The organism is Streptomyces sp. NPDC055103 (genome assembly GCF_053607625.1).
Genome location: NZ_JBSGTX010000032.1, coordinates 47,851 through 60,021 on the forward strand (window position 1 = coordinate 47,851; position 12,171 = coordinate 60,021).

At 72.4% G+C, this 12,171-nt stretch carries 11 protein-coding genes, 1 tRNA gene and 1 pseudogene; 8 read left to right on the forward strand and 5 right to left on the reverse strand.

Annotated features, from left to right (window positions below):
* Positions 1–34: 34 nt before the first annotated feature.
* A pseudogene (locus tag ACWFR1_RS21050) lies at positions 35–457 on the forward strand (sensor histidine kinase); the annotation flags it as partial.
* Here ACWFR1_RS21050 and helR read toward each other — a convergent pair.
* Positions 444–2,621 (reverse strand): RNA polymerase recycling motor ATPase HelR, encoded by a 2,178-nt coding sequence (gene helR / locus ACWFR1_RS21055; protein ID WP_453553308.1) that lies wholly within the window; start codon positions 2,619–2,621, stop codon positions 444–446. The pseudogene ACWFR1_RS21050 and the gene helR overlap by 14 nt on opposite strands.
* 212 nt (positions 2,622–2,833) lie before the next feature.
* Between helR and ACWFR1_RS21060 the strand changes: the two genes are divergently transcribed.
* The 4 genes from ACWFR1_RS21060 (at position 2,834) to ACWFR1_RS21075 (ending at position 5,564) form a co-directional block, all read left to right on the forward strand.
* A complete protein-coding gene (locus tag ACWFR1_RS21060) occupies positions 2,834–3,325 on the forward strand; it encodes a MarR family winged helix-turn-helix transcriptional regulator (protein WP_453553310.1) in 492 nt (163 codons plus the stop codon).
* The gene (locus ACWFR1_RS21065) at positions 3,322–3,780 is read left to right on the forward strand and encodes a MarR family transcriptional regulator (RefSeq protein ID WP_453553312.1); all 459 of its coding nucleotides are present in this window, start codon (positions 3,322–3,324) and stop codon (positions 3,778–3,780) included. Before ACWFR1_RS21060 ends, ACWFR1_RS21065 begins: the two co-directional genes overlap by 4 nt.
* Before the next feature lie 104 nt (positions 3,781–3,884).
* Entirely contained in the window at positions 3,885–5,177 is a 1,293-nt protein-coding gene (locus ACWFR1_RS21070; protein ID WP_453553314.1) for a TerD family protein, read from the forward strand.
* Between the two features lie 84 nt (positions 5,178–5,261).
* Positions 5,262–5,564, forward strand: coding sequence for a hypothetical protein (locus ACWFR1_RS21075; protein ID WP_453553316.1), 303 nt, complete (start codon positions 5,262–5,264; stop codon positions 5,562–5,564).
* Between the two features lie 137 nt (positions 5,565–5,701).
* On the opposite strand, the gene ACWFR1_RS21080 is transcribed toward ACWFR1_RS21075, so the two are convergent.
* Positions 5,702–6,136 (reverse strand): PPOX class F420-dependent oxidoreductase, encoded by a 435-nt coding sequence (locus ACWFR1_RS21080; protein WP_453553318.1) that lies wholly within the window; start codon positions 6,134–6,136, stop codon positions 5,702–5,704.
* A gap of 102 nt (positions 6,137–6,238) precedes the next feature.
* Between ACWFR1_RS21080 and ACWFR1_RS21085 the strand changes: the two genes are divergently transcribed.
* Positions 6,239–6,312, forward strand: a tRNA-Met gene (locus tag ACWFR1_RS21085).
* A 115-nt stretch (positions 6,313–6,427) separates the two neighbouring features.
* Here ACWFR1_RS21085 and ACWFR1_RS21090 read toward each other — a convergent pair.
* The 3 genes from ACWFR1_RS21090 to ACWFR1_RS21100 all read right to left on the reverse strand — a co-directional run bounded on the left by ACWFR1_RS21090 (position 6,428) and on the right by ACWFR1_RS21100 (position 9,316).
* Positions 6,428–7,900 (reverse strand): oxygenase MpaB family protein, encoded by a 1,473-nt coding sequence (locus ACWFR1_RS21090; protein WP_453553320.1) that lies wholly within the window; start codon positions 7,898–7,900, stop codon positions 6,428–6,430.
* Complete coding sequence (uppS, locus tag ACWFR1_RS21095) at positions 7,897–8,583, reverse strand: polyprenyl diphosphate synthase (RefSeq protein ID WP_453553378.1); 687 nt, start codon at positions 8,581–8,583, stop codon at positions 7,897–7,899. Before uppS ends, ACWFR1_RS21090 begins: the two co-directional genes overlap by 4 nt.
* A gap of 247 nt (positions 8,584–8,830) precedes the next feature.
* A complete protein-coding gene (locus ACWFR1_RS21100) occupies positions 8,831–9,316 on the reverse strand; it encodes a VOC family protein (protein WP_453553321.1) in 486 nt (161 codons plus the stop codon).
* Between the two features lie 325 nt (positions 9,317–9,641).
* Here ACWFR1_RS21100 and ACWFR1_RS21105 point away from each other — a divergent pair, with 325 nt between their 5' ends.
* Together ACWFR1_RS21105 and ACWFR1_RS21110 are read left to right on the forward strand one after the other, a co-directional pair.
* Entirely contained in the window at positions 9,642–10,844 is a 1,203-nt protein-coding gene (locus ACWFR1_RS21105; RefSeq protein ID WP_453553323.1) for an aminotransferase class V-fold PLP-dependent enzyme, read from the forward strand.
* Positions 10,829–12,169, forward strand: a complete 1,341-nt coding sequence (locus tag ACWFR1_RS21110) for an ABC transporter substrate-binding protein (protein WP_453553325.1) — start codon at positions 10,829–10,831, stop codon at positions 12,167–12,169. Before ACWFR1_RS21105 ends, ACWFR1_RS21110 begins: the two co-directional genes overlap by 16 nt.
* Positions 12,170–12,171: the final 2 nt, after the last annotated feature.

The window sequence follows — 12,171 nt, forward strand, 5'->3', positions numbered from 1 at the left end:
GTCCGGCGCCGCACGGGCCTGCTGGACCGGCGCGGACCCGGTGCCGCCGGCCGCGAGGGGACGACTGGCCGGGGCCGACGCCGGGGCGGTCGTCGCGGGCTCCCGGCAGCGGCTCGCCCGGGTGATCGGCAACCTCCTCGACAACGCCCAGCGGCACGCGGACGCCCGGATCACGGCGACGGTGCGCGTGACGGACGGCGGCGTGCTGCTGTGCGTCGACGACGACGGCCCCGGGGTCCCGGAGGCCGAACGCGACCGGGTCTTCGAGCGCTTCGTCCGCCTCGACGACGCCAGGAGCCGGGACGACGGCGGAGCGGGCCTCGGTCTCGCCATCGCCCGCGACGTGGCCCGCCGCCACGGCGGGGACCTGACCGTCGGCCAGGCCCCCGGCGGCGGCGCGCGCTTCACACTCCAGCTGCCGCAACTGCCGCCGCCCAGCCGGGTCAGGAGCTCGTGAGGACCACGAGCTGCCGCGTCGCCCGGGTCATGGCGACATAGCGGTCCACCGCTCCCTCGATGCCCTCGCCGTACGTCACCGGATCGACGAGGACGACCAGGTCGAACTCCAGCCCCTTCGACAGCTGCGGCGTCAGGGACCGCACGCGGGACGTCGCGGGGAACGTCGGATCGCCGATGACGCAGGCGATGCCGTCGGCGTTCTCGGCGAGCCAGGTGTCGAGGAGCGAGTCGAGCTCCGCGACGGACCCACGGACGACGGGAAGGCCGCTGCTGCGGACCGAACTCGGCACGTTGGCGTCGGGAAGCGCGGCACGGATCACCGGCTCGGCCTCCGCCATGACCTCCGAGGGCGTCCGGTAGTTGACGCTGAGCGAGGCCACGTCGATCCGGTCCATCCCGACCCGCTCCAGCCGTTCCCGCCACGACTCCGTGAACCCGTGCCTGGCCTGCGCGCGGTCGCCGACGATGGTGAAGCTCCGCGACGGGCAGCGGAGCAGCAGCATCTGCCACTCCGCGTCGGTCAGTTCCTGCGCCTCGTCCACGACGACGTGCGCGAACGGGCCGGCCAGCGGGTCCACGTCGGCGCCGGGCAGCGCGCTCTCGTCGATCAGGCTGTCCTGCAGGTCCCGGCCGCGCAGCATGGTCACCGCACCCTCGCCGTCGGCATCGGCCTCGACGATGTCACTGATGACACCGGCCATCCGCTCGCGCTCGGCGGCGACGGTGGCGTCGTGCCGGCGCTTGCGCAGCGACGCCTTCGGGTCACCGAGCCGCTGCCGTGCCGCGTCCAGCAGCGGCAGGTCGGACACCGTCCAGTCCTGCGGGTTCGCACGCTGGAGCATCCGGACCTCCTCGCGGTCGAGCCAGGGCGCGCACATCCGCAGGTAGGCGGGGACCGACCACAGGTCGCCGACGACGTCGGCCGGTTCGAGCAGGGGCCAGGCGCGGTGGAGCGCGCCGACCAGCTCCTTGTCGTGCAGCAGCGACCTGCGGAACTGCTCGGGCGACACGGCGTCGGCGCCGTCCCCGTCCCCGTAACCGTCCGCGTCGAACTTGTCCCACAGGATCGTGGCCAGTTCCTCCCAGATCAGGTCCCGTGCCTCGTTGTGCGGAGTGCTCGGCCCGGGCGCCTGGAACGCCTCGACCCATTCGTCCGCGCTCAGCCACATCTCCGCCCACGGCGTGGTGACCGGCATTCCCTCGGTGGGCGGATCCTCGTAGAAGCTGACGGCCTTCTCGATCGCCCCCACCATGTCCGCGGTCGACTTCAGCCGGGCGACGTCCGGGTCGGTCTCGCCCGGCGCGGACGCCCCCTCGGGGACGAGGTCCCGCAGGGTGCACGTCCGGACGCCCTCCTCGCCGAGGCTGGGCAGGACGTCGGCGACGTAGGCCAGGTACGGGTCGTGGGGACCGACGAAGAGCACGCCGCCGCGACGGTGACCGAGGCGCGGGTCGGAGTAGAGGAGATAGGCGGAGCGGTGCAGCGCGACGACGGTCTTTCCCGTACCGGGGCCGCCGTCGACGACGAGAGCGCCGCGGGAGCCCGCACGGATGATGGCGTCCTGGTCGGCCTGGATGGTGCCGAGGACGTCCCGCATCCGGGCCGAGCGGTTGTCGCCGAGGCCGGCGATGAAGGCCGACTGGTCGTCGAGGGCGGCGTGCCCGACGAACGCGTCCTGGGTGAACACCTCGTCCCAGTAGTCGCTGATCCGGCCACCGGTCCAGCGGTACCTGCGGCGGCTGGCGAGCCCCATCGGGTTGCCGTGGGTGGCCCCGAAGAACGGCTCGGCGGCGGGGGAGCGCCAGTCGATGAGGAGCCGGCGCCCCGACGTGTCGGTGAGACCGAGCCGCCCGACGTACAGGGGCTCGGAGCCGTCGGACGCGACCATGTGCCCGAGACACAGGTCCATGCCGAAGCGGCGCAGCGCGCGCAGGCGGGTGGTCAGCCGGTGGACCTCCATGTCCCGCTCCATCGCCTCGCGGCCGACGCCGCCGGGGGCCTTGAGCTCGGCGTCGAGACGCTCGGACAGTTCGGCGATCACCTGCTCGAGGCTCTCCGAGATGTCCGCGAAGTGCTTCTCGTCACCGGCGATCAGCGCCGGGTCGGCCTTGGGGGAGAGTCGGTCGGGCAGGTCGAACGCACTGGTGATCAGGGGGGTCATGAGGAGAGATTCTGCGGCACCGCCGGGGCCTTGCCGCAAGCCCCCCTGTGCGCTATAAGTTGTAAGTGGCAAGGAGTGCGTACTCCCTCCTGCCGCCCCCCACTCTCTCCACGCCGCGGACGCCGAGCTCCCACTCATGCCCACCACCGCTCTACGGGTATCCGCCAGAAAATAGTAGCCATGGACATAGTAGCCATGTACCGTATCTCGATATGAGCGGAGCAACTGAGGGCGCGACAGCGGGATTTCTGGTCTGGCGGCTGTCGACCAAGTGGCGGGTGGCCGTCGACCGGGCGGTCGCGCCGCTGGGCCTGACCCATGCCCAGTACGCGCTGATGGCCTCGCTGTACGGCATGGCGCGCTCCGGGCTGCGGCCCAGCCAGCGGCGTCTCGCCGACCACACGGGGCTCGAGCCGTTGTACGTGTCCAAGCTCGCCCGCGCCCTGGAGGCCGCCGGACTCGTCGACCGCACCAGGGACCCGGACGACCCGCGCGCCGTGCAGCTGACGCTCACCGAGGAAGGCCACGACGTCGCGCGCCGCGCCGTCAGGGTGGTCCAGGGCCTCCTCGACCAGTTGCTGGAGCCCCTCGGCGGACAGGCAGGACCGCGGGCGCGGCAGTTCACCCGCGAGCTGGCGACCCTGCTCGACGTACCTCTTGATCCCCTTGATCCACCCACCGAGAACGACGAGGAGCAGTCATGACCGTTACCACCGCCACCACCGCACCCGCGGTCAACGGCCGGGTCGTCGCCCTGGCCTTCTTCGCCGCGCGCGCCGTCCTGGAGGGCGCGCTGACCCGTCACGGCATCACGTACCAGCAGAGCGTGACCCTCCGGGCCCTCGTGGCAGCGGGCGGGTCCATCGGCCGCGACGAGCTCGTCGCCGACGTCAACGCCTCGCTGAAGACCGACGATTCGGTCGTACGCGGCGTCATCGACGAGCTGACGGCCAAGAAGCTGCTGGAGGAGGACCCGGCGGAGACGTCCCGACTGAGGTTCACGGACGCGGGACGGGAGGTGGACGCGATCACGTCCGCCGAATCCGCCGAGATCGCCGCCCGGCTGTACGCCGACATCCCGGCCGAGGACCTCGCGACCGCCGGCCGAGTCCTGACCCTGGTCACGGAGCGCGCCAACGCCGAGCTGGCCGGCGCCTGAGCCGCCGCCCCGTCGATCGAGGGCCTTGCCCGCGAGCCCCGTCGAATGCAGGATCACTTCGTGATCGACAAGGGTGGGGACACGAGGGGAAGGGCCGCCGAGCCATGGGATCGATGATCAAGGGAGACAACAGCTTCGTACCGTCCGTCCCGCTGCGGATCGCCGTGCGGGGCGCGGGCGTGGACGTCATGGCGCTGTCCCTGACGGAGAGCGGGGCGGTCGGGGGCGACGGAGACGTCGTCTTCCACAGTGCGCCGGCGCACCCGTCCGGCGCGGTCCGGCTGACGGACACGGGCGGCGGCACGGCATGGCTGGACGTCGGCCTCACCACCGTCGAGGACCGGATCGCCCGCGTCCTGGTGGTCGGGTCGACGGGGAACGGCACGATGCGGGACGTCGTCGGGCTGTCGGTGGAGGCGTTCGCCCCCGACGGCACGTCGGTCGCGCGGTACGACGTGACGGACGGCGCCGGGGAGACGGCGATGGTCCTCGCGGAGCTGTACCGGCGGGCGGGCGGCTGGAAGTTCCGGGCGGTCGGCCAGGGGTACGCCAACGGTCTCGCGGGCCTGGCCACGGACCACGGCGTGAACGTGGCGGAGCCGGTCGCGGCACCGAGGGCACCGCTTCCCCCGCGGACGGTGCCCGCCCAGGCCGTGCCGGCGCAGGCGGCACCCGCCCAGGCGATGCCCGCCGCGGTCCCGGCCCTGCCGGCCTTCGCGGTGCCTCCCGTGCCGTCGGCGCCGACGGCTCCGCCGACGCAGCCCGTCACCCCGGTCGCCCCCGCCGCGGCGGACCGGGGGCAGCCCTCCGGACCCGGCTGGTCGTACGGCCCCGTCTTCGCGCCGTACACACAGATCGGCCGGGACAACGACGTGATCGCGGTGAGCGGGCTTCCGCCGGGCCCGGTCGTCGTCCAGCTGGAGGTACAGGGCGACGGCTACACGGGCCTCACGGTCCTCGACCGGCGCAACAAGGAGCAGGACCTCCTCGTCAACAGCACCGAGGACGACTTCCGGGGGCGGTTGCTCGCCACGGTCCCCAAGAACGGGACCCTCCGGATGCGGCTCGAGGCGGAAGGGCCGTGGCGGGTGGAGGTGTCGCCGCTGGCGACGGCCTTCCGGCTGACGGAGGAGGAGATCGAGTCCCGCGGACCCGACGTGCTGCTGCACACGGGGGGAGTGGCCGACCTCGCCCTCCGCTACGGGGGCGACGACAACTTCATCGTGAACATCTACGAGCTCGCCGGACACGACGACCACACCGCCCTGCCCACGGACGAGAACATGGTCAACGAGATCGGCAAGCGGAGGGAGACCGTTCCCCTGCCGGAGGGACCGCTCGTGGTGCAGCTCGAGTTGGCGGACGGGCCGTGGCGGGCCCGACTGAAGCGGGTGTAGCCGGACGGCGCCCGGTACCTCCGTTCGGACGGTGGGAGCGGGGACCGGCCGTGTCCGTCGGCACGTCGGTCCGTTGTGAGGGGTATGACCTCAACACGACGCATTTCCTCGGTCCTGGCCGTCGCCGCCGCCTTCTCGTGCCTCGGCGTGTCCGCGGCGCAGGCCGTCGCCCCCGCCGGCCCGCTCGGCCCGCCGATCAACCCGATCAACCCGATCAGCGAACTCGACGCCGTCGCGACGACCGGCATCCCCGAGGAGTCCCGCGACCGGTTCCCCGGCATCGCCAGCCAGCTGGGCGGCCTCGACCGCCTGAACGAACTGGGCCAGATCCACCAGCTCACCGACCAGGCGGCCCCGGTCACGGGCCTCCTCCCCGAAATCTCCTGACCGACCGAAACCGGCGACGCGCCCCGACGGGACGCACTGCCTCCGAACCGGCATCGCGCGCAACGGCGCGGTGCCGGTTCGTCGTATGCGTGCCAGGTCACACGCCCGGGGTTACGGGATCCGGGGCGGGCGGCCTTTCACGCCCCGGGCGCGCCCGGGGGGAGCGGTTCGACGCCGATGACGCGTCGGATCCTGGTCGGTTCGACGAGGGCGACCACCCGTCGCTCGCCCGGGATGCCCCACTCGAACCGCTCGGTGCCGAGGTACTTGGCCGCCAGCAGGTCCATGTTCCGCTCGGCCTCCGCGCCCTCGACGAACCGGACGACCCGGCCTCGGATCTGGACGCGGTCGAAGGGGCCGGACCGGTCGGCCTGCGACAGGCACACGCGCGGGTCGCGGCGCAGATTGCGCTCCTTGACGCGTCCGACGGCGGTGTTGAAGAAGACGAGGTCACCGTCCAGGCCGACCCACATCGGGCTGACATGGGGCGCGCCGTCGGCGTCGACGGTCGCGACGTACCAGAGGTGCGGAGCCTCCAGCCGCTCGCGGATGTCCGGGGAGAGCACAGTCATGGCACCGTCCTGCCCAGCGCCGCGGGGAGCCATGCCAGCCGCCTCGTCCTGGCGCCGATGGCGCGGAGCGCCTTCCCGATGGCGTAGGGTTGTGTCTACCGACGCGGGGTGGAGCAGCTCGGTAGCTCGCTGGGCTCATAACCCAGAGGTCGCAGGTTCAAATCCTGTCCCCGCTACTGAATCGACGTGAGGCCCGGATCCACAGGATCCGGGCCTCACGCGTGTGCTCGCTCTGCCGGCAGCGAGGGCGCTTTCCTCCGGCGCGCCGCCCCGTGATCCAGACGGAGCGCCTCAGGCATCCGCGAGGAGGGGGTCGTACAGGGTGCTCGTGCGGCGGCCTGACATGAAGGAGAGGAAGTCGCCCACGAAGGCGCTCCGGCTGTAGGCGCCGCCGGTCGCGGTGAGGTCGCGGTGGAAGGCGGTACGGAAGAGGGCCTGGTACTCGTCCGCGTCGATGGTCCCGCTGCCGTCCTTGTCGGTGGCGTCGAAGAGGACCTCGGCGACGCGGATGAGCGCGGGTCCGGCGAGGGACGGGACGGACGCGGCGTACTCCTCGACGCTCACCCGGCCGTCACCGTCCGTGTCGAGGGCGGCCTGGAGCTCGCGCCACCAGGCGGCGAAGGCGTCGTAGAGCCGGGTCTCCTCGGGCTCGTCCAGGTCGAGGCGGGTGGAGAGTTCGCGGGCCATGGCGGCGAGGTCGGGCCAGTCGAGGTAGCCGTCGCCGGTCTGGTCCAGCACCTGCCGGAAGAACTCCTCCGCCGAGCGCCGGCCCTCACCCGTGGCCGCGGACGGTTCCGGGCCGGGGTCGGGGTCGTTGTCGCCACCCAGCGGCGCCAGGAGGCGGAGCAGGGCCGACGCCCGCTTCATCCGGGCGCGCAGGGCGGTCACGGTCCGGGCGCGGGGGTCGTCGCTGCCGGGCCGGAGCGAGAGGACTTCGATGATGGTCTCGGCGTTGATCCAGCCCCCGGGCAGGAATCGGGCCAGCCCGGCGGTGAGGTAGGCGCCCTGCATCAGGGTCGCGGCGCCGGGCATCTCGGGCAGGCAGGCCCGGCGCCGGTACGCCTCCGGGAGCGAGGCGACGGTGATCGCGCCGAGGAGCGGACCGGCGACAGCCCGGCCGGCCGCCCACAGCGTCGGCGCGCCGTCGAGCAGCGCCGGGGCGGGCAGGTGGTCGAAGAGCCGGTAGAGGATGACACGGGCCGCCTCGGTGTTCTCCAGTTCGTTCTCTACGACCCGGTCGAAGTACCGCCAGAAGTCGTGGAGGTCCTCGGGGAGTTCCCCGGCGTCGCCGTCGAGCGCCGCGAGGAACGAGCGGTACTCGGCGTACATGCGTTCCATGGTGTCCTGGTCGAGCGGCTGGCCGCTCAGCCGGCACATCGTGACGCCGCTCTCGAAGAGGGTGGCGATCACCCAGGCGCGGGTCGCGCGGTCCATGGCGTCGTAGGCACGGCCGCGGGAGTCGGAGCCGCTCATGCGGGTGTGCAGCCGGTTGAGCCGCGCGGCCTCCCGTTCGCGTACCGCCGGGTCGGCGTCGAACATGCGCCGCATGCTGAGGAAGGTGTTGCGGAGCCGGCGCCAGGGGTGGGCGACGAAGGTGGAGTTGTCGACGAGGGCGGCTCCGATCTGCGGGTGAGCGGCCTCCAGCACGGTGGCGCGGATCATGGCCAGCGCCCAGCGAGGGTCGTCGAAGAGGGCATGGAACTGCAATTCCGGGCCGAACAGGTCGGCCTCGTCGGGCGCGGTTCGCGTGGTTCCGGTCGTCATGACGAATCTCCGTGGGATTGAGGCGGCACGCCGCCGAAGCGGCGGTCGCGGCGCCGGTAGGCGTGCAGGCAGGCAAGGAAGTCGGGGGCCCGGAAGTCCGGCCAGAGCGCCTCGGGGAAGACCCACTCGGCGTAGGCGACCTGCCAGAGCATGAAGTTGGAGATGCGCTGCTCACCGGAGGTGCGGATGACGAGGTCCACGTCCGGGGTGTCGGGGAACGGCAGATGGTCCGCGAAGAGCCGCTCGGTCACCTCGTCGGCGGGCGTCCCGCTGCGGATCAGCGACTTCGCGGCCTCGATGATGTCCCGGCGCCCGCCATGGTCGAAAGCGACGGTCAGCGTCATCCCGCGGCAGTCGGCCGTCAGGGTCGTCAGGTCGTCGAAGTCCCGGGCCAGATCGCGGGGGATACGGGGGTCGGAGACCCCGAGGAAGCGGCAGCGGATGCCGCGGGCGAGCAGCAGCGGCGCGTGCTTTCGTACGACCCGGCGGACCAGACGCATCAGGTAGTCGACCTCGGCGCCGGGGCGGTTCCAGTTCTCGGTGGAGAAGGCGTACAGGCTGAGCCACTCCACGCCGGCCGCCCGGGCCGCCTCGATGATGTCGATGACGGTGGTCTCCGCCGCCCGGTGGCCCGCCGTGCGGGGAAGCGAACGCCGCTGCGCCCAGCGGCCGTTGCCGTCCATCACGCAGGCCACGTGCCGCGGCAGCGCACGCGCCGATCCCCCGTCGGCACGACCGGTCGTACCGCGCTCGGTCACACCCACCCGTCTCGCCGCCCCCGCCTCGCCCACGCCCCACCGGCGCATTGCCTCCCGCGAGTCTGACTGTATGAAGGGGCCCTGACCGGCGAAATCGGGTGCTTGTCACCCTTGGCGCGTACGTGCGACGCGGTCGGCGTCGCGTCCCGGGCCGGTGGCCGTGCGTCGAGATTCAGGCGGCCTCGGACGGTGGCTGCATGGACCGCATCGCCGCCTTCGCGCGCTTCTCCATCTCCTCCTCGGGGACGTCCTCCACGTGCGTGGCGAGGTTCCAGCGGTGGCCGAAGGGGTCTTCGAGCTGCCCGGTGCGGTCGCCGTAGAACTCGTCCTTGACCGGTGACAGCTCTTTGGCGCCCCGGGCGAGGGCCTTCGCGAAGACCGCGTCGACGTCCTCCACGTAGACGTGCAGGGTGACGGGTGTGCCCCCGACCGCCTTGGGGGAGCGGAACCCCATGTCCGGGAACTCGTCCGCGAGCATGACCACCGAGTTGCCGAGGGTCAGTTCGGCGTGGCCGATCGCGCCGCCGGGCGCCGGCATCCTCATCCGCTCGACCGCGCCGAGCACGGACACGTAGAAGTCGATCGCGGCCGCGGCTCCGTCGACGCAGAGGTACGGCGTGACGCGCGGGTATCCCTCGGGAATGGGCTGGACGGCCACTGGTCTCCCACCTTTCCGGCTTCGCCGGACGCTGACGGTCACGGACGACCGTCGTCTGTGGCCATGGATAGCCCGAACCCGGGGGCCGGCCGGCGGCGCCGCGCGACGCCCCGCGGAGGGTTCCCCCGAAGAGCTGCGGCCCGGCGTGATTCACCCTGTCCGACCTCTTGCCGAGGTGATCTCATCTCTCTAATGTGAACCTTCAAATTCCGGAAACTTATGTGCCTGGCCTCTTGAGGGACAGATTTTGAACGATCAAATTCATCCACGGGCACCCGAAGCCGCCACCTCGGCGGCTCCTGGACCGCCCCCCGTCCGTGGTCCGATGCCGGGCTACCTCGACCACGCCCGGGTCGGCCCGCTCGCCCGGCGGCCCGCCGACGCGTTCGCCGCGGCGACCGCCCTGGCGACCCGCGCGGACCCCGCCGACCTCGACCGGCTGTTCGCCCTCAGCGACGCCGCACGGACCTCGGCGGCACGGCTGCTCGACGCCCGCCCCCACGAGATCGCCCTCGCCCCGTCCACCAGCAACGGCCTGTTCACCGTCGCCGCGGCGCTCCAGGGTCCCGGCACCATCCTGGTGCCCCGTGGCGAGTTCCCCGCCAACGTCTACCCCTGGCTCCGGTTCGCCGGCCGCGGCGGCCCGGACGTCCGCCTCGTCGACCCGGACGGGCGGCGTCACATCACGCCCGACCTGCTGCGCCGTCACCTCACGTCCGACGTCACCGCCCTCACCGTCAGCGCCGTCGACTCGCTCACCGGGTACGTGGCTCCGCTCGCCGCCCTCAAGGAGGTGCTCGGACCGGACCGCCTCCTCGTCGTCGACGCCATCCAGGGTCTCGGCGCCGTCCCGCTCGACGCGGACGCCGCCGACGTCCTCGTCAGCGGCGGCCAGAAGTGGCTGCGGGCGGGCTGGGGTGCCGCCCTGCTGCTGATCCGCGACCGGTGTGCCGGGCGACTGGCTCCCGGGCTCGGCGGCTGGGCCGGTGTCGCGGAACCGTTCGCAGCGCGGCACCCGGCACCGCCGCTGCCCGGGGCCGCCGCCCACCTCGCCACCAACCCGGACTTCCCGGCCGCCGCCGCCATCGGCGCGGCCGTCGACGAGCTGCTCGCCCAGGGCGGCCCGGCCGCCGCGGGCACCCGGATCCGGGCCACCCTCGCCGAACTGCTCGACCGGGCGCGGCGGGCCGGCGCCGAGGTCCTGCTGGACGGGCTCGGCCACCTCGAACGCGCCGGTATCGGCACGTTCCGGCTCCCCGGTCACGACCCCGTGACCGTCCACCGCACTCTCGAAGCGGCCGGTGTGATCACCACGCGCCGCGACGAGTGGATCCGCCTCTCTCCCCACGTGTCCACCCCGGCTCACGCGGTGGATCTGTTCGCGGAGGCGCTGCACACGCTCACCCGAAACACCCCAACCACCCGTACCGCCGGCAACACCGACACCGACACCGACACCGACACCGACACCGACACCGACACCGACACCAAAACCCTCACCCAGGAGCCGATATGTCCCACCAGCTGAGTCGCCGTCAGATGCTGCACCTCGCCACCGCCGCCGCCGCGGGACTCGGTCTGACCGCCTGCGGCGGCAGCGGCGGCGGATCCGGCGGTGCCGCCGGCGGCGCCGACGGCGACAGCGGGAAGATCACCATCTGGAGCTGGACCACCGCCGCCGAGGCCCTCCGCGGTGTCGTCCCCTCCTTCGAGCGGGACAACCCCGGCATCACGGTCGACGTCCAGGACCTCGGCAACCCCGCCATCTGGGACAAGATCACCGTCGGTCTCGCCTCCGGCGGCAAGGGTCTCGCCGACGTCCTCCACATCGGCGTCGACTACCTGCCCGGCTACCTGGAGAAGTTCCCCGAGGGGCTCGCCGACCTGTCCAAGCTCGGCGCCGACCGGCACAAGGACGCCTTCGTCGAGGGTCTGTGGCCGACCGTCCTGGGCAAGGACAAGGCCGTCCACGCCCTCCCGTGGGAGGTGAACCCGCTCGGGCTGTTCTACCGGCACGACTTCTTCGAGAAGGCCGGCGTCGACCCCGCGTCCCTCACCAGCTGGGACGACCTGATAGCCGAGGGACCGAAGATCCTCGCCGCCACCGGCGCCCAGCTCCTCGGGCTCGACAAGCCCGGCACCGTCCAGGACATGGACTTCTTCCAGAACCTGATGCAGCTCCAGGGCGCCTTCTACTTCGACGCCGAGGGCAAGGTGACCCTCGCGTCCGACGAGGCCGTCCAGGCCCTCACCGTCATCAAGCGGCTCAACGACGCCGGTCTGCTCGCCGACACCGCGGGCACGGGCACCTGGAAGCGCCTCGTCGGCCAGGGCAAGCTCGCCACCGCCCCGTACCCCGCCTGGGCCATCGAGTACCTGTCGAGCAAGTTCCCGGCGCAGAGCGGGAAGTGGCGCGTCATGCAGCCGCCCGCCGCCGTCCCCGGGGGAGGCCGCAGCGCCATCGTCAACTCCACCTTCCTGACCGTCTCCGCCACCAGCAAGCGCCGCAAGGCCGCCTGGCGCTTCATCGAGTACGCGCTCACCAAGCCGGCCGAGATCAACCGGATGTTCGCCTCCGGCGGGGTGTTCCCCGCGCTCAAGGAGGCCTACGCCGACCCGAAGTTCAGCGCCCCCGACCCCTTCTACGGGGGCCAGAAGGTACTGCGGTCCTTCGTCGACTCGCTCACCGCCGGGGCCGGCGCGACCAACTTCACCGGTGACTACAGCCGCGCCCTGAAGCTCGCCAGTGACGCCCAGAGCCAGGTGCTGATCAAGGGCGCCGACCCGGCCACGGCGCTCAAGGCCGCGGCCAAGCAGCTCGCCCAGCAGACCGGCCGGCAGCAGGCGGCCTGATC